At 69.6% G+C, this 16,331-nt stretch carries 15 protein-coding genes; 6 read left to right on the forward strand and 9 right to left on the reverse strand.

Features of this window, described 5'->3' with window-relative positions:
- Window positions 1-58: 58 nt before the first annotated feature.
- The 3 genes from nei2 to KXD96_RS08950 are packed head-to-tail and all read right to left on the reverse strand — an operon-like array spanning window position 59 to window position 6,121.
- Window positions 59-814: an endonuclease VIII Nei2 gene (gene nei2, locus KXD96_RS08940; RefSeq protein ID WP_260744237.1), complete on the reverse strand. Its 756-nt coding sequence runs from the start codon at window positions 812-814 to the stop codon at window positions 59-61.
- Between the two features lie 13 nt (window positions 815-827).
- Complete coding sequence (locus KXD96_RS08945) at window positions 828-5,372, reverse strand: ATP-dependent helicase (RefSeq protein ID WP_260744238.1); 4,545 nt, start codon at window positions 5,370-5,372, stop codon at window positions 828-830.
- A 38-nt stretch (window positions 5,373-5,410) separates the two neighbouring features.
- Window positions 5,411-6,121 (reverse strand): TetR/AcrR family transcriptional regulator, encoded by a 711-nt coding sequence (locus tag KXD96_RS08950; protein ID WP_260745287.1) that lies wholly within the window; start codon window positions 6,119-6,121, stop codon window positions 5,411-5,413.
- Window positions 6,122-6,240: 119 nt separating this feature from the next.
- On the opposite strand from KXD96_RS08950, the gene istA reads away from it, so the two are divergent.
- The 6 genes from istA to KXD96_RS08980 all read left to right on the forward strand — a co-directional run bounded on the left by istA (window position 6,241) and on the right by KXD96_RS08980 (window position 11,481).
- Window positions 6,241-7,791, forward strand: a complete 1,551-nt coding sequence (gene istA, locus KXD96_RS08955) for an IS21 family transposase (RefSeq protein ID WP_260737107.1) — start codon at window positions 6,241-6,243, stop codon at window positions 7,789-7,791.
- Window positions 7,788-8,603: an IS21-like element helper ATPase IstB gene (gene istB, locus KXD96_RS08960; protein ID WP_260737101.1), complete on the forward strand. Its 816-nt coding sequence runs from the start codon at window positions 7,788-7,790 to the stop codon at window positions 8,601-8,603. Before istA ends, istB begins: the two co-directional genes overlap by 4 nt.
- A 486-nt stretch (window positions 8,604-9,089) precedes the next feature.
- Window positions 9,090-9,473: a hypothetical protein gene (locus KXD96_RS08965; RefSeq protein ID WP_260744239.1), complete on the forward strand. Its 384-nt coding sequence runs from the start codon at window positions 9,090-9,092 to the stop codon at window positions 9,471-9,473.
- A gap of 95 nt (window positions 9,474-9,568) precedes the next feature.
- A complete protein-coding gene (usfY, locus tag KXD96_RS08970; RefSeq protein ID WP_260744240.1) occupies window positions 9,569-9,880 on the forward strand; it encodes a protein UsfY in 312 nt (103 codons plus the stop codon).
- 384 nt (window positions 9,881-10,264) lie between these two features.
- Window positions 10,265-10,702, forward strand: coding sequence for an ATP-binding protein (locus KXD96_RS08975; RefSeq protein ID WP_260744241.1), 438 nt, complete (start codon window positions 10,265-10,267; stop codon window positions 10,700-10,702).
- Window positions 10,699-11,481: an RNA polymerase sigma factor SigF gene (locus KXD96_RS08980; RefSeq protein WP_260744242.1), complete on the forward strand. Its 783-nt coding sequence runs from the start codon at window positions 10,699-10,701 to the stop codon at window positions 11,479-11,481. Before KXD96_RS08975 ends, KXD96_RS08980 begins: the two co-directional genes overlap by 4 nt.
- On the opposite strand, the gene KXD96_RS08985 is transcribed toward KXD96_RS08980, so the two are convergent.
- The 6 genes from KXD96_RS08985 to KXD96_RS09010 form a co-directional block, all read right to left on the reverse strand.
- Window positions 11,452-11,877, reverse strand: coding sequence for an STAS domain-containing protein (locus KXD96_RS08985; RefSeq protein WP_260744243.1), 426 nt, complete (start codon window positions 11,875-11,877; stop codon window positions 11,452-11,454). The genes KXD96_RS08980 and KXD96_RS08985 overlap by 30 nt on opposite strands.
- Before the next feature lie 176 nt (window positions 11,878-12,053).
- Window positions 12,054-13,850 carry an acetyl/propionyl/methylcrotonyl-CoA carboxylase subunit alpha gene (locus tag KXD96_RS08990; protein ID WP_260744244.1) on the reverse strand — a complete coding sequence of 599 codons (1,797 nt, stop codon included), beginning with the start codon at window positions 13,848-13,850 and terminating at the stop codon, window positions 12,054-12,056.
- A gap of 99 nt (window positions 13,851-13,949) precedes the next feature.
- Window positions 13,950-14,396: a SufE family protein gene (locus KXD96_RS08995; protein ID WP_260744245.1), complete on the reverse strand. Its 447-nt coding sequence runs from the start codon at window positions 14,394-14,396 to the stop codon at window positions 13,950-13,952.
- The gene (locus tag KXD96_RS09000) at window positions 14,393-15,286 is read right to left on the reverse strand and encodes a sulfurtransferase (protein WP_260744246.1); all 894 of its coding nucleotides are present in this window, start codon (window positions 15,284-15,286) and stop codon (window positions 14,393-14,395) included. The genes KXD96_RS08995 and KXD96_RS09000 overlap by 4 nt, the downstream gene beginning before the upstream one ends.
- Window positions 15,287-15,383: 97 nt before the next feature.
- On the reverse strand, window positions 15,384-16,013 hold the full coding sequence (locus tag KXD96_RS09005) for a nucleoside triphosphate pyrophosphatase (RefSeq protein WP_260744247.1): 630 nt from the start codon (window positions 16,011-16,013) through the stop codon (window positions 15,384-15,386).
- On the reverse strand, window positions 16,010-16,312 hold the full coding sequence (locus KXD96_RS09010) for an acyl-CoA carboxylase subunit epsilon (protein ID WP_260744248.1): 303 nt from the start codon (window positions 16,310-16,312) through the stop codon (window positions 16,010-16,012). The genes KXD96_RS09005 and KXD96_RS09010 overlap by 4 nt, the downstream gene beginning before the upstream one ends.
- Between the last annotated feature and the right edge of the window lie 19 nt (window positions 16,313-16,331).

A 16,331-nucleotide genomic window follows, 5' to 3' on the forward strand; every position in this document is an offset into this window, starting at 1 on the left:
GTGATCGCAAGCGCGGCGTAGCCGGGCGCCGCGGGTCGCCACCATCGGACTCGGCGCGTCAGCGCTGGCAGGACGGGCACCAGTAGGCGACCCGGTCGCCGGAGCCGTCGTAGGAGATGGGGGTGCCGCAGGGACGGCAACTCTGCCCGGCTCGCCCGTAGACCCACAGCTGCCGCCCGTCCCGGGTATCACCGGTGGTGCAGCGGTTCCAGCGGAACCGGTTCAGCCACAACATGTCCCGTGCGCGGGAGACCAGCCGCCGCGGGTCGGCCACCCCGCTCACCGGAGCGGTGGGCAGGTGCCCGGTGACGAAACACAGCTCGTTGCAGTAGACGTTGCCGATCCCGGCCAGCACCCGCTGGTCCAGCAGCGCCTCGGCGAGCGGCCGGTCCGGGTGGGCCGCCAGGTTGGCGGCGGCGAGCGCGGCGTCCCAATCCTCGCCCAGCAGATCGGGTCCCAGATGCGCGACGGCGTCGGCGTCGCGGTCGCGCTCCAGGATCTCCAGCACGCCCAGGTCCACCCCGACGGCGCGAATGGCGCCGGCTTCCAGGACGATTCGCGCCCGGTGGTCGACGCGCACCGGCCGGTCGCCGACCCGCCAGCTGCCGTCCATCTTCAGGTGGGAGTGGATGCTCGCCCGGCCCACCCGGATGAACAGGTGCTTGCCGCGGCTGAGCACCTCGTCGACCGCCTGCCCGGTGAGGTCGACGGTCGCGTACCGCGGGACGCGGACGTCGCAGCGCGTCAGGATGCGCCCGGCCAGGTGCTGGCGCAGGACGGCCGCGGTGTGCCAGACGGTGTCTCCCTCGGGCATGGCCAGCGCAGCCTTACCGGAGCCGAAGCCCGCGCGGTGTGCGGGCGAACCCGGCCTCGGCCAGCGCCTCGGCGACCGGGTTCGGCCCCCCGGGCTGGGGCTGCAGCGCGGGCGTCCCGTCGATGCGCTCTACCAGGATCGACGCGACGCGCCGGGAGGAGACCAGGTCGGCCAGCGCCGCGGCCGCCGCGCCGTGGGCCGCGGGGTCGTCGGTGAAGGTGAGCAGTGACCGTCCGCCGCGCTCGAGGAACCAGCCCAGGTGGCCGTCCACCAGCACGACGAGCGCGCCGGCCTTGCGGCCCGGCCGCGCACCGTCGCCGCTCGAGGCGGGCCACGGCAGCGCGGCGCCGTAGGGATTGGCCGGGTCGGCGGCGGCCAGCACGACCGCCCGGTATTCCGGTCGCTCGGGGTCGATGCCCTCGCTGTAGCTGCGTAGCCGGTCGACGGTCGACGCGACGGCGAACTGCGCGCCGCCCAACGACTCGACGAAGTAGCCGCGCTGGCAGCGGCCGGCTTCCTCGAAGGTGCTCAGCACCTTGTACAGCGTGGCGAACCCGCCGGTGACGCCCTCGGTCGCCACCGCGCCCCGGGTCAGCACGCCGTGGCGGCCGAGCAGCAACTCCGCCTGGTAGTGGGCGCGCACCGTGGAATCCGGCTCGGGGGCGCTCACGGCCGACCATCGGCCCGCCACCGTCGGGTCGGTCGGTCGGGATTGCGCGTGCGCGACGCTGTATCGGCTCAGCCGCGGCGGCCGATGTGACCGGTGCGCCGGGGCCGAGCGCCTGCGGTTCCCCACGCCACCGAGCACGGCGCGCACCGGGGCGAACGTGTCGCCGGTGACCCAACCGGCCCAAATCAGTTCCCACAATGCGGTTTTCAGCTCTGCGTCCGGGATCGGACTCTGCGCCAGTTGGCGGAAGAAGTACGCGCCGCCGCCGGCCAGCGTGTCCAGGATCGCGCGGTGGGCGTCGGTGAAGTCGATGTCGGCGGGCCCGGCCAGGGTCAGCGGCGCGGATTCACTAACGTGCAGCGCGACCCAGCCGTCGCCGGCCGAGATCGACCCGGCGCCCGACCAGGTCACTTCGCCGGTGGCGAGCAGCTCGTCGAGCATGGCGGGGGAGTAGTCCCGCACCCGGGGACCCAGCACCAGCGGTTCGATCGCCGAGGCCGGCAGCCGGACACCGGCAAGCTGGTCGATCACGGACATCAGCCCGTCCAGCCCGGAGTGCCCGCCGGGTACCTGGTGCCAGGCCGGCAGGAAGCGGCCGTACGCGGCGGTGCTCACCGGTTCGACCTGCGCGCGCAGCGCGGCCAGCGATCGCCGCCGCAACACGCGCAAAACCTCTGCGTCGCACCACTGTTCGCCTCCGGATGCGATCTCGGCGGCGGCGATGAAGTCGCCGCGGACCAGGCGGCCGTCGGCGGCCAGCCGGCCCAGCACGTCGGCCGTCACCCGCAGCCCCAGCCCGAACCGGGCGGCGGCCTCCGCGGTGGTGAACGGGGTGTGGGTGCGCGCGTAGCGGCCCAGCAGCTCGCCCAGCGGGTCGGCCACCGCCTCGGTGAAGGCTGCCGGCACGCCCAGCGGAACCGGCGCCCCGACCCCGTCGCGCAGCCGGCCGATGTCCTCGATGGCCACCCACCAGCTGCGGCCGGCGAACGACACCGGCAGCGCCCGCCGCGCCGCGAGCAGGCCCTCCAGCCAGCCGCCCACCTCGGCGCCGCCGGCCCGCGCCGCGACCTCCTCCTCGGTCATCGGGCCCAGCAGCCGCAGCAGGTCCGCGACGCCTTCGGCGTCGCGGACGGCGCGGTCCTCCGACAGGTGCTGCAGCTGGCGGCCGGTCGCGGCGATGACGTCCGGGTCGAGCAGCTCGCGCAGCTCGACGCGGCCGAGCAGTTCGGCCAGCAGCGTGCTGTCCAGCGACAGCGCGGCGGCCCGGCGCTCGGCCAGCGGGGTGTCGCCCTCGTACATGAACGCGCCGACGTAGCCGAACAGCAGGGACGCCGCGAACGGGGACGGCCGCGGCGTTTCCGCTTCCACCACCCGCACCTTGCGCTGGGCGATGCCGGCCATCAGCGCGACCAGGGCGGGCACGTCGTAGACGTCCTGCAGGCATTCGCGGATGGTCTCCAGCACCACCGGGAAGTCGGGATATTTGCGGGCCACGTCCAGCAGTTGGGCGGCCCGCTGTCGCTGGTGCCACAGCGGCGACCGGCGGCCGGGGTGGCGCCGCGGCAGCAGCAGCGCGCGGGCCGCGCATTCCCGGAACCGCGACGCGAACAGCGCCGACCCGCCCAACTCGGCGGTGACGACGGGATCGATCTCGTCGGCGTCGAAGACGAACAGTTCGGCGCCGGGCGGGGTGTCGCCGGTGTCGGGCAATCGCACCACGATGCCGTCGTCGGAGGCGGTCGGCTTCTCGTCGATTCCGTAGCGTTCGCGCAGCCGGCGGCCCACCGCCAGCGCCAGCGGCCCGTTCACCCGCAGCCCATACGGCGAGTGCAGGATCACCCGCCAGTCGCCCAGTTCGTCGCGAAACCGCTCGACCAGCAGGGTGGTATCGGTGGGAACCACCCCGGCGGCGGTGCGCTGCTCGTCGAGCAGCGCCCACATGTTGTCGGTCGCGTAGGCATCGAAACCCAACCCCGCACAACGGGTTTCGAATGCTTCGCGGTGCAGCCCCGCCAGTTCGCCGGTCAACGCCCCCAGCGCGGCGCCCAGCTCCGCCGGGCGCCCGGCGTCGTCGCCGCGCCAGAACGGCAATCGGGCCGGCTGGCCGGGCGCGGGAATCACCAGGACCCGGTCGTGGGTGATCTCGGTGATCCGCCAACTGGTGGCGCCCAGCGAGATCACGTCGCCGGGCCGGGACTCGTACACCATCTCCTCGTCCAGTTCGCCCACCCGCGACGGCTTTTCCGCTTCGCTGGCGAGGTAGACCGTGAACATGCCGCGATCGGGGATGGTGCCGCCGGAGGTGACGGCCAGCCGCTGCGCGCCGGGCCGCGCGGTCAGCGTGCCGGTGTCCCGCTCGTAGACCAGCCGGGGCCGCAGCTCGGCGAACTCGGTGGACGGGTACTTGCCCGACAGCAGGTCGAGGGTGGCCTCGTACACGCTGCGCGGCAGCGTCGCGAAGGGGGCGGCCCTCCGCACCGTGTCGAACCACCGGTCGGCGTTCAGCGGCTCCAGCGCGGCGGCCGCCACCGTCTGCTGCGCCAGGATGTCCAGCGGGTTGGCGGGCACCCGCATCGTTTCGATCTCGCCGGTCAGCATGCGCTGCACGGTCACCGCGCAGCCGATCAGGTCGGTGCGGTGCTTGGGGAACAGCACCCCCCGGGACACCTCGCCGACCTGGTGACCGGCCCGCCCGATGCGTTGCAGGCCGCTGGCCACCGACGGCGGCGCCTCCACCTGGATCACCAGGTCGACGGCGCCCATGTCGATGCCCAGCTCCAGGCTCGACGTGGCCACCACGGCCTTGAGCAGCCCGCGCTTGAGGTCCTCTTCGACCAGGGCCCGCTGCTCCTTGCTGACCGAGCCGTGGTGGGCGCGCGCCAGTAGCGGGTCGGCGCCGTAGGTCTGGCCGCTGCCCATGAGGTGGGCGGGCGCCCCGCCCGCCACCTTCGGGTTGCTCTCGCCCGACAGGCCCACGCCGCAGCGTTCGGCATGAATCTCGTTGAGCCGCGCGGTGAGCCGCTCGGCCAGCCGGCGCGAATTGGCGAACACGATGGTCGACTTGTGCGCTTCGATCAGGTCGACCAGCCGCGCCTCGACGTCGGGCCAGATGCTGGGGGTACCTCCCGCTAGCGGGGAAGTGTTGGCCAGGTTGGCCATGTCGGGCACCGGCACCTGCACCGTCAGCTCGACGGTCTTGGCTGCCGGAGGAGCGACGATGGTCGTGGGTTGCTGTCCGGACAGGAACCGGGCGAGCTCCTCGGGCGGGCGCACCGTCGCCGACAACCCGATGCGCTGCGCGGGCGGCCCCTCCCGCAGCTCGTCGAGGCGCTCCAGCGACAGCGCCAGATGCGCGCCGCGCTTGCCGGCGGCGATGGCGTGGATCTCGTCGACGATCACCGTCTGCACGCCGGCCAGGGTTTCGCGCGCGGCCGAGGTGAGCATCAAGAACAACGACTCCGGCGTGGTGATCAGCACGTCGGGGGGTCGCGCGATGAGCCGACGGCGTTCGGCGGGCGGGGTGTCGCCGGAGCGGACGCCGACGCTGATGTCGGGCGGCGGCAGGCCGTGCCGCTCGGCGATGCGGGTGAGCCCCGCCAGCGGGGTGCGCAGGTTGCGTTCGACGTCGACGGCCAGCGCCTTGAGCGGGGAGACGTAGAGCACGCGGGTGCCGGCCGGCCGCGCGGCCGAGCCGGCGAGGTTGTCTATGGCCCACAGGAACGCCGCGAGCGTCTTGCCGGATCCGGTCGGCGCGATCACCAGCGTGTTGTCGCCGTCGGCGATGGCGTCCCAGGCCTCGGCCTGCGCGGTCGTCGGCGCGGCGAACGTCGTGCCGAACCATTCGCGCGTGATCGCGCTGAACCGGCCTAGCGGGTCACGGGTGGTCACCTGACCATGGTGCCAAGCCGCACCGACAAGAGCGTGGGCTAGCTCGGCTGGATTCGGGCCGTCGCCATCGCGTGGGACAGTTCCTCCGGGATCTGCGGCACCCGGGCGATGGCGTCGAACAGCGAGTGCGCGCAGGCATCGGCGAGGCGCTCGGCCTTGATCATGGGATCGATGATGCGCTGGCGGCACAGCTCGAAGGTGAATGCCAGCCAGCCGTGACAGATCACCCGGAGGTCCCGCTCCACCTCGGTCTCCAGCTTGGCCCCGGAGATGTTGGCGACCAGGTCGTGGATGCGGCTCATGATGTGTTCGAGTTGGCGGTTCTTGGCCTCGTCGTCGACGCCCAGCAGAACCGGGTCCGACCGGCCCAGCCCGACGTAGGCGGCCCACGCGGCTTCGGGATTCTGCTCGTGGTAGGCCATGTAGGCCATAACCCCGTTCCGCACCTCTTCGTACATGGTCAGGCCGGCGGCGCCGTCCATGTTGGTGGTCTCGTACAGCCGGTCGGCCTCGTCCTTGACCACCGCGGCGAAGAAGGCCCGCTTGTCGGGAAAGTAGTGGTACATCAGCGCCCGGGAGACGCCGGCGCGCTCGGCGATCTCGTCGATGCGCACCTCGTCGTAGGGTCGCTTTCCGAAGACTTCTGCCCCCAAAGCGAGCAGCTCAGCGCGTCTATCCTCCGGGGACAAGCGCCTTCGGGCTTGTCGGCTGCCAGGAATAAGGGACCAGCTCGGCGCCGGTTTTGCCATGAGCATGGGACCACCCGATTGCCAGTGATGGGACCATCTGGCTAGCTGTTTTGCCAGTTATGGGACCACCCCGGCGTGGCGTTGGGGGCTTCCGGTTGCTCGGCCGCTGTATTGGCCGAATGAGCTACCGGGAGGTGTCGGTGATCGAAGTCAGGGAGATGCTGCGGTTGTGGCTGCAGGGTCATGGGTTGCGCGAGGTGGCCCGGTTATCGGGCACGGACCGCAAAACGGTGCGCCGGTATGTGGACCGCGCCCGCGCGTGCGGGCTGGACCGTGACGGCGACGGGTGTCAGTTGACCGACGAGCTGTTGGCGGCGGTGATCGCCGGCGTGCGGCCGAGTCGGCCCAACGGCAAGAGCCAGGCCTGGGAGACCATCGCCGCCCAGCACGAGCAGATCAAGGCGTGGCTGAAGCAAGACTTGACTCTGACGAAGGTGCACACGCTGCTTGGGCGTCGGGGCGTGGTGGTGTCGTATCGAACGTTGCATCGCTATGCCACAACGGAATTGGGGTTCGGGATTCGGCAGGCCACGGTGCCGGTGGCCGATTGCGAGCCCGGTGCTGAACTGCAGGTCGATTTCGGTCGGCTCGGAATGCTCACTGATGCCGCGGATGGCCGCCGGCGGGTAGTGCAGGGGTTGATCTTCACTGCGGTGTATTCGCGGCACATGTTCGTCTGGCCGACCTACCGGCAGACGCTTCACGAGGTGATCGCCGGGTTTGAGGCCGCGTGGGCATTCTTCGGCGGGGTGTTCGCGGTGGCGATCCCCGACAACATGAAGGCCATCGTCGACAAGGCTGATGCGACCGATCCGAAACTTAATGACGCCTTCCGCGAATACGCTCAGGCGCGGGGCTTCGTCGTGGACCCCACCCGCATCCGCAGCCCGCGCGACAAGCCTAGGGTTGAGCGCTGTGTCCAATATGTTCGGTCGAATTTCTTTGCTGGAGAAGACTTTCGGAATCTGAGTGACTGCCGGGCACGAGCCGAGCAGTGGTGTGGGCAGGTGGCGGGGATGCGGATACACGGCACCACTCGGCTGCGCCCGGCCGAGGTATTCGCCACCGACGAGCTACCCCACCTCAAACCGGCACCCGACGAGGTGTTCGACATCCCGACCTGGAGCCGGCCCAAGGTGGCTCCCGATCGGCACGTGCAGGTCGCCAAGGCGCTCTACAGCGTTCCCGGTGAGCTGATTGGGCGCCGGCTGGATGCCCGGGTGGATGCGCGCACGGTGAAGCTGTATTGGCGCGGTGAGCTGATCAAGGTCCATCCGGTCATGGCGCCAGGACGCCGCCATACCGACCCCGCTGATCTACCGGCCGAGGTGTCGGTCTATGCGATGCGAGATATCAACACCTTGCAGCGCAAGGCATCCGCACACGGGCAGCATGTCGGCGCCTACGCGGCGGCGGTGCTGGAGCATCCGCTGCCGTGGACCAAGATGCGCCAGGTCTACCGACTCCTGGGACTGGTGCGCCGCCACGGCGCCGACGCGGTCGATGACGCCTGCCAGCGCGCGCTGGACGCCGAGGTCATCGACGTCGGGCTGATCGAGCGCATGCTTACCCGCGGTGCCGGCGCACAGCTGCCGCTGATCCCGAACCCGCCGCAGGCGTCGCGGTTCGTCCGCGCGGCCACCGACTTCGCGGTGCGCAGGCCCTCATGAGCACAACCCGCCGCCCCGATGCCACCCCCGCGGTCAAGCCGATCGAGGTGTCTGCAGACCTCAAAGCGCTGATGCGCCGCCTCAAGCTCGGCCGCCTGCTCGACACCCTGCCCGAACGGCTCGCGCTGGCACGATCGAATCGGCTGCCACACCACGACTTCCTGGAAATGCTGCTAGCCGATGAGGTCACCCGCCGCGACCGCGAGTCCGCCGCCCGCCGCGCCAAGACAGCACAATTGGATCCGCAGATGCAGCTGCAGGCCTGGGATGACACCGCCGCGGTCAGCTACGACCGCCAACTATGGGCAGAGTTGACCTCGCTGCGGTTTCTGGCCGACGCCTACAACGTGCTCATCATGGGACCGGTCGGAGTCGGAAAAACGTTCCTGGCCAACGCATTAGGCCACATCGCCGTGCGACGTCACCACAGCGTGCATACCGAACGCGCCGACAAACTGTTCAAACGCCTCCGCGGAGCACGGCTAGACGGCAGCTATGAAGACGAGATGCGCAAACTACACCGCGTCGAGCTGCTCATCATCGATGACCTCGCGTTGCACCGGCTTGAGGCCACCGAGACCAATGACTTCTACGAGCTCATCGTGGAACGCCACCGCACCGCATCAACGGTCATCACCAGCAACCGCGAACCACCGGAGATCCTCACCATGATGGCCGACCCACTCCTGGCCCAGTCGGCGATGGACCGGCTCCAATCCGCGGCCTACGAACTCGTCGTCGAGGGCGAGTCCTACCGGCAACGCCAGAAACCCCGTCCTCGAAAGCCGGTCAATTCGGACCAGCCGAATTGACCAGCAGCCAGGTCATCAGTCACCATCACCCCACGGCCAGCAACCGGAAACAACCGGTCCCATGCTCATGGCAAAACGGTGGTCCCATCACCCTGGCAAGCGACAGGGCTGTCGGCATGTGTCAGATAGTACTCATCGGGCCTGAGACACCAACAACATTGCGTCCTTCCGGACTCCACGCCCCGGGCCAGCGGTAAGTCGCCGGGGAAATTGACGGTGTTGGTCGCGCGCCGCAGCCATCACCCCTTTGGGTCCTTCCCAACCCGATGATGCGCCCGCCGCACCCCGGAGGTGATCCAGATCGATGCGGCCGTGGGCGCCATACGCGGGGCTTTGACCGCGTGACCCAGGGCCGAGCCGGTTTACCGGGTTCGGCGACGGGTAATTATTCCCCTGCGTATTCCGCCGGTGCCGGCGCGGTAACCCTAGCGGCGCAGCAAACGATAAACAGGGCATTGGCGACACGGGGGAATATAAGGGGCACGGATGCACAAAGCGGATGAGCGACCGGGCGGTGATCGCTTGGGACAGGAAGACGACGAGGTGCGCGCCGCCATCCGGTTTGCAGTCCTGGCCGCCGTGGCGGCGCTCGGCTTCATGGTCATGGCCGCGCTGTGGGTGAGCACCTGCCCGGGCACCGGGGTCGACACGGTCGCCTGCGGCGCCCCGCAGCGGGCGTTGCTGGCGCTCGGGGGACCACTCATTTTGCTGGCGGGCGGCCTGTGGGCGTTCCTGCGCACCTATCGCGTGTGGAAGGCCGAGGGCACCTGGTGGGGCTGGCACGGCGCCGGCTGGTTCCTGTTCACGCTGATGGTGCTGATGGTGGCCCTGGGTGTGGCCCCGATCGCGGGCCCTGCGCTGCCCCTCTGACTGGGTCTCGCCAAAGCCTTCCGGTCGATCTACCGTTGAATGTGCAACCCGTAGTGAGCTGCGCATGAGCACAAAAGATCTCCATAGGAGCAGCCATGGGAGACACCTTTCATGATCCCGTCGACCATCTGAGGACAACGCGGCCGCTGGCCGGCGAGTCGTTGATCGACGTACTGCACTGGCCCGGATATCTGCTGGTGGTGGCCGGCTTGGTCGGGGCGTGCGCAAGCCTGGACGCCTTCGGCAGCGGACACCACCAGCAGGGCGTGACCGCGGGCGTGCTGGCGATCATCGCCGCGGTGCTTGGCTTGGCGTGGGTGGCCTTCGAACACTGGCGCATCCGCCGGCTCGCGGACCGCTGGTATGCCGAACACCCCGAGGTGCACCGGCAGCGGCCCGCTAGCTAGGAGCGCGTTCACCGCAGCCAACCCGACCGGGAAACTTTTTGCTGGGAAGCAAAAACAGGGGGTTACCGCCCTCCTCGAGTGGGTATCAACTGTGCACCATGATGAGTGCCGGAAGGGTTACGTCAGCGTGGTCGCCCCGTCACGGGGACATGATCACGAAGACATCGACATATATGCCTACAGCGAGAACGACAAATATCAGCGCGAACCCGGCGATCAGCGCCACGCGCTTGAGCCGCCGTGCCCGAATCGTTTGGGTGGTTTCCGGCCCGTCCGCAGCGGGGCCGACAGCCGGCGGCAACCGTGACTAATCGGCTCGATCGTACGGTCCACGGCGGGCTGAGGGGTGCTAGTAGTGTCAGTCAAACATTGCCGGGAGACCAGATGAACGATGCGGGATTGCGCCCCAACCAGCGTCAGCGCGGCCACCGTGCCGTCGAACTGCACGTCGCGGCACGGCTGGAAAACCTGGCGATGCTGCGGACGCTGGTCGGGGCGATCGGCACCTTCGAGGACCTGGACTTCGACGCCGTCGCGGACCTGCGGCTCGCGGTCGACGAAGTGTGCACCCGGTTGATCCGCTGCGCCACCCCGGACGCCACCCTGGTCGTGGTGGTCGACCCGCAGGACGACCAGTTGGTCGTGGAGGCTTCCGCCGCGTGCGACACCCACGACGTGGTCGCGCCCGGCAGCTTCAGCTGGCACGTGCTGACGTCTTTGGCCGACGACGTCCAGACCTTCCACGATGGTCGCGCCCCCGACCAAACCGGCAGCATTTTCGGTATCACGCTGACGGCCCGACGGGCGGCCTCCAGCAGGTGACCCCACCAGCTGCCGGCGGTTCGCGTCCAAACGAATACGCCGATGTCCCGGAGATGTTCCGTGAGTTGGCCGATGTCGACCCGGACTCGATGGAATTCCAGCGCCAACGGGACAAGATCGTCGAGCGCTGCCTGCCCCTGGCCGACCACATCGCCCGCCGGTTCGAGGGCCGCGGCGAACCGCGCGACGACCTCGTCCAGGTGGCGCGGGTAGGTCTGGTCAACGCGGTGATCCGTTTCGACGTGGAGGCCGGGTCCGACTTCGTCTCGTTCGCGGTGCCCACGATCATGGGCGAGGTCCGCCGGCACTTCCGCGACAACAGCTGGTCGGTCAAGGTGCCGCGGCGGCTGAAGGAACTGCACCTGCGCCTCGGCACCGCGACCGCCGAGCTGTCGCAGCGGCTGGGCCGGGCGCCCACCGCAACCGAACTCGCCGCCGAGCTCGGCATGGACCGCGGGGAGGTCGTCGAGGGTCTGGTCGCGGGCAGCTCGTACAACACCCTGTCCATCGACAGCGGTGGCGGCAGCGACGAGGACGAAGCGCGTGCCATCGCCGACACCCTGGGCGACGTGGACACCGGCCTGGACCGGATCGAGGATCAGGAGTCGCTGCGCCCACTGCTCGAGGCGTTGCCAGAGCGGGAGCGAACGGTGTTAGTACTGCGGTTCTTCGAGTCGATGACGCAGACACAGATCGCCGAACGCGTGGGCATCTCGCAGATGCACGTCTCGCGGCTGCTGGCGAAGTCGCTAACGCGGCTGCGCGATCAATTGCAGTAGGGGCTCGTCGCCGTCCGCCCGCAGCGGCTCTAAGAGCGGCTCGGCCGTGGGCGTCGTCACCGGCAGGGTGCCGTCGGGATCGCAGAGGCGCAGCAGCCGCGCCACCACCGGGCTCGGCGCCATGGCCCAGTCCGCCTGGGCGCGCGAGCACACGACGTTGATGCGGTGCAGTGCCGAAAAGCCCGCCGTGCCAATAAAATTCAGGCCGCGCAGGTCCAGGATCACGCGTCGCGAACGTCCGATGCCGTGTTGGACGTACGCCGCGAGCTGGTCGGCGTTGGCGGCGTCGAGCTCGCCGTCCACCGTGATCAGCGTCCCCGACGGGTCCCAGCGCGTGGTGAACTGCGCCGTGCGGCTCCGCTGCCAAGATTGGATCACAGACATTACTGACTCCATCCATAGAGCACGATGTGCTGCGGAAGACGCCAGGGGTGGACTTAAGCTGAGCGCCGGGAGTTCACCTTCGCCGCGCCCATTGACGTGATCCGGACGGCTGTGAACTCAACCTGACCCGAACGCTACCCGCGCCGGACCAAGTCGACAACAGTTTGCCAAGAATATTGTCGGGCGGGTTATTTGATCTCGGCGAGCACCGTGCCCTGGGTGATGGCGATGCCGGCCTCGACCGCGAGTCCGGTGATGACGCCGTCCTTGTGCGCGGTGACCGGGTTCTCCATCTTCATCGCCTCCAAGACCACCACCAGCTCGCCGATCGCGACTTGCTGCCCCTCCTCGACCGCGACCTTGACCACGGTGCCCTGCATCGGGGCGGTCACCGCGTCACCGGAGGCGGCGGCGCCCGCGTGCGACCCACGCTTGCGTGGCTTGGGCTTCTTTCTGATAACGCCGCTGGCGCCGGCTTCTCCGCCGCCGGACAGTGCCAGATCGCCGGGCAGCGACACCTCGAGCCGGCGGCCGCCGACCTCGACGACCACCGTCTGGCGGGGCCGGGCGTCCTCCTCGTCCAGGGGCTCGCCGCCGGTGAAGGGCTCGATGGTGTTGTTCCACTCGGTCTCGATCCAGCGGGTGTGCACCGAGAAGCCCTCGTCGTCGCCGATGAACGCCGGGTCGGACACCACGGCGCGGTGGAACGGGATGACGGTGGCCAGCCCCTCGATGTGGAATTCGTCCAGGGCCCGGCGGGAGCGAGCGAGCGCTTCCTCGCGGGTGGCGCCGTGCACGATCAGCTTGGCCAGCATGGAGTCGAACTGGCCGCCGATCACCGAGCCGGCCTCGACGCCGGAATCCAGCCGGACACCGGGCCCGCTGGGCGTGTCGTACCGGGTGACCGGACCGGGCGCCGGCAGGAAGCCGCGTCCGGCGTCCTCGCCGTTGATCCGGAACTCGATGGCGTGCCCGCGCGGCGTCGGATCCTCGGTGATGTCCAGCTTCTCGCCGTTGGCGATCTTGAACTGCTGCAACACCAGGTCGATGCCCGCGGTCTCCTCGGTGACCGGGTGCTCCACCTGCAGCCGCGTGTTGACCTCCAGGAACGAGATCAGGCCGTCCTGGCCGACCAGGTACTCGACGGTCCCGGCGCCGTAGTAGTGCGCCTCCTTGCAGATGCGCTTGGCCGACTCGTGGATCTCCTTGCGCTGCGCGTCGGTCAGGAACGGCGCGGGCGCCTCCTCCACCAGCTTCTGGAAGCGGCGCTGCAGGGAGCAGTCGCGGGTGCCGGCCACGACGACGTTGCCGTGCTGGTCGGCGATCACCTGCGCCTCGACGTGGCGGGGCTTGTCCAGGTAGCGCTCGACGAAGCATTCGCCACGGCCGAAGGCGGCCACCGCTTCGCGCACCGCCGACTCGTACAGGTGCGGGATCTCCTCGATGGTGCGCGCCACCTTCATGCCGCGGCCACCGCCGCCGAAGGCCGCCTTGATGGCGATCGGTACGCCGTACTCCTTGGCGAAGGCGACCACCTCGTCGGCGTCCTTGACGGGGTCGGGGGTGCCCGGCACCAGCGGAGCCTGGGCGCGGGCGGCGATGTGGCGGGCGGTTACCTTGTCACCGAGGTCGCGGATCGACTGCGGGCTGGGGCCGATCCAGATCAGCCCGGCGTCGATGACGGCCTGCGCGAAATCGGCGTTCTCCGAGAGGAAGCCGTAGCCGGGGTGGATGGCGTTGGCGCCCGACTTGGCCGCCGCGTCGAGGAGCTTGCCGAAGTCCAGATAGGACTCCGCGGAGGTCTGGCCGCCCAGGGCGAACGCCTCGTCGGCGAGGCGCACGTGCAGCGCGTCGGCGTCGGGCTCGGCGTACACGGCCACGCTGGCCAGGCCCGCATCGCGGGCCGCGCGGATCACCCGGACAGCGATCTCGCCGCGGTTGGCGACGAGCACTTTGGAGATCCTCGAGCTGGCGTGATTAGCCACTGCGCCTCCTGTTTGGCATATGTGAAGCGGACGTGTTTCCGCCGTGGGCTTCTTTAAGAGAGTTTCTTACACTGATGAGGAAGTCTAAGCGCCGCGCCGTCAGGCCGTTGAGGCGGTGCCGGAATTTTGACCTGACTCACGCAGCCGCCGCTTGATGCGGGCGAGCATCGCCGACATGCCGCGCAACCGCAGCGGGCTGATCAGCGCGGCCAAACCCAGGTCGGTGTAGAAGTCCTCGGGCACCGCAAGAATGTCGGCGGCGGGCTGCCCGTCGAGGCCGGCGGCCAGGATCGACGCGAACCCCCGGGTGGTCGGGGCCTCGGCGGGCGCGCTGAAGTGCAGCCGCACCCGGTTCGGGTCGCTGGCGTCGACGTGGAGGAACAGCGGGGTCTGGCACTCGGGCACCGGCTCCATGGCCTGCTCCTCCAACTCGGGAGGCAGGGCCGGCAGGTCGTTGGCGAATTCCAGCAGCAGCGTCAGCTTGTCCTGGCCCTGCACTTCGGCGAAGTCGGACACCACCTCGGCCAGCGGGGCGGGCAGGGTCATCGGACCGGAACGGCCCCCGGCTCTTCACCGGCGACGATCGGCGTGCGCACGGTGTTGCCCCACTCCGTCCACGAGCCGTCATAGTTGCGCACGCCGGGCTTGCCCAGCAGATAGGTGAGCACGAACCAGGTGTGGCTGGACCGCTCGCCGATGCGGCAGTACACGATGGTCTTGTCGTCGGGCTCGATGAAGCCGTAGAGCGCCTCGAGCTCCTCACGGCTGCGGAATCGCCCGCTCTCGTCGACGGCCCTGCCCCACGGGATGGACCGGGCGGTGGGGATGTGGCCGCCGCGCAGCACGCCTTCCTCGGGGTAGTCGGGCATGTGGGTGCGCTTGCCGGTGTACTCCTCCGGCGAGCGCACGTCGATCAACGGCTCGGAGCCCAGGGTGACCAGCACGTCTTCCTTGAAGGCCCGGATGGGTTCGTCGTTGCGGTCGACGACGGGGTAGCCGGTGGAGGTCTTGGTCGGGACGTCCAGGGTGGTCTCCCGGCGCTCGGCCAGCCACAGGTCGCGCCCGCCGTTGAGCAGGCGCACGTCGGGGTGGCCGAACAGCGTGAAGACCCACAGCGCGTAGGCGGCCCACCAGTTGCTCTTGTCGCCGTAGATCACCACGGTGTCGTCGCGCGAGATGCCTTTGCGGTCCATCAATTCGGCGAACTGCTCGCCGTTGATGTAGTCGCGGACCGTCGGGTCGTTGAGGTCGGTGTGCCAGTCGATCTTGACCGCGCCGGGGATATGGCCGACGTCGTAGAGCAGGACGTCCTCGTCGGATTCGACGATCACCAGGCCGGGGGCGCCCTGGTGGGCGGACAGCCAGTCGGCGGTGACCAGCCGTTCGGGGTGGGCGTAGGCCGTCAGGGTCGGGCTTGGATCGGGGGGTAATGCCACGCAACCGAGCCTACCGTTGGGCGATTCCGGTGCCCAACGTCGAGTTGTTGTTGCGACAACAGCTTGATTGGCCCAACAAGTCGACGCTCGGCGCAAATCACCCCGTCCACAGCGCGGTCACCGACAGCCCGGCGCGCCCCAACATGGCCCGCAGCAGCGGCAGGCTCACGCCGATCACGTTCGACGGGTCGCCGTCGATCCCGTCGATGAACCAGCCGCCCAGGCCGTCGAGCGTGAACCCGCCGGCCACGTGCAGCGGCTCGCCGCTGGCGACGTAAGCCCGCAGGTCCGCGTCCGTGGGCGCGGCGAAACGCACTGTGGTACAAGCTGATTCTGCTTCGTGATGGGCGATGACGCCGTCCTGCAGGCGTAGCAGGCAGTGCCCGGTGTGCAGCCGGCCCGACCGGCCGCCCAGGCGGCGCCACTGGGCGATTGCGGCGTCGGGCGAGCCGGGCTTGCCGCACAGCTCGCCGTCGAGGTAAAGCATCGAATCACAGCCGAGCACAACGCAATCGGCGGCGACGGCGCCGTCCAGCTCGCCCGCCACGCGTTCGGCCTTGGCCGTCGCCAGCGCACACACCACCTCGTCCGGCGCCGCGTCGGGCCCCAGCCCGGCGACGAGGGTGTCTTCGTCCACGCCGGAAACCACGACCAGCGGGTCGACGCCGGCCTGCCGCAGCACGTTGCGGCGGCCCGGCGAGGCCGACCCGAGCACCAGGCGGGTCAATGCCTCATGTGCGTCATCTGCTGAAAGGTGAGCCGCTGGTAGTTGGACATCGCGAAACGCAGCCGGTCCACCGGAAGGCCCCAGCGGGTGGGCTCGGGCTCGCGGGGCTCGGGGACGCCGCCGCCGACGACACCGAGCGCGGTGACCAGCGCGGCCAGCTCCTCGTCGGTGGGGTGACCCTTGAGCACATGGATGTGCGGCTCGTGCGGCTCGTGCGGGTGGGCCGCGGCTTCGGTTGGCCCGGAACCGTTTTCGTTACTCACGGCGGCCGAATTGTTCGCCTTGCTCCCGTCGCTCACTGCGTTCGCTCCGCTCGTT

It is taken from the genome of Mycobacterium sp. SMC-2, assembly GCF_025263485.1.
Lineage (GTDB): Bacteria > Actinomycetota > Actinomycetes > Mycobacteriales > Mycobacteriaceae > Mycobacterium.

What these genes read in the sequence shown, in the direction of transcription:
- istB (WP_260737101.1), top strand. Translation starts at nt 7,788, where the DNA reads ATGAGCACAACCCGCCGCCCCGATGCCACCCCCGCGGTCAAGCCGATC.
- KXD96_RS08975 (WP_260744241.1), top strand. Translation starts at nt 10,265, where the DNA reads ATGAACGATGCGGGATTGCGCCCCAACCAGCGTCAGCGCGGCCACCGT.
- KXD96_RS08950 (WP_260745287.1), bottom strand. Translation starts at nt 6,121, where the DNA reads ATGGCAAAACCGGCGCCGAGCTGGTCCCTTATTCCTGGCAGCCGACAA.
- KXD96_RS08995 (WP_260744245.1), bottom strand. Translation starts at nt 14,396, where the DNA reads ATGACCCTGCCCGCCCCGCTGGCCGAGGTGGTGTCCGACTTCGCCGAA.
- istA (WP_260737107.1), top strand. Translation starts at nt 6,241, where the DNA reads ATGAGCTACCGGGAGGTGTCGGTGATCGAAGTCAGGGAGATGCTGCGG.
- usfY (WP_260744240.1), top strand. Translation starts at nt 9,569, where the DNA reads ATGGGAGACACCTTTCATGATCCCGTCGACCATCTGAGGACAACGCGG.
- KXD96_RS08965 (WP_260744239.1), top strand. Translation starts at nt 9,090, where the DNA reads ATGCACAAAGCGGATGAGCGACCGGGCGGTGATCGCTTGGGACAGGAA.
- KXD96_RS08985 (WP_260744243.1), bottom strand. Translation starts at nt 11,877, where the DNA reads ATGGAGTCAGTAATGTCTGTGATCCAATCTTGGCAGCGGAGCCGCACG.
- nei2 (WP_260744237.1), bottom strand. Translation starts at nt 814, where the DNA reads ATGCCCGAGGGAGACACCGTCTGGCACACCGCGGCCGTCCTGCGCCAG.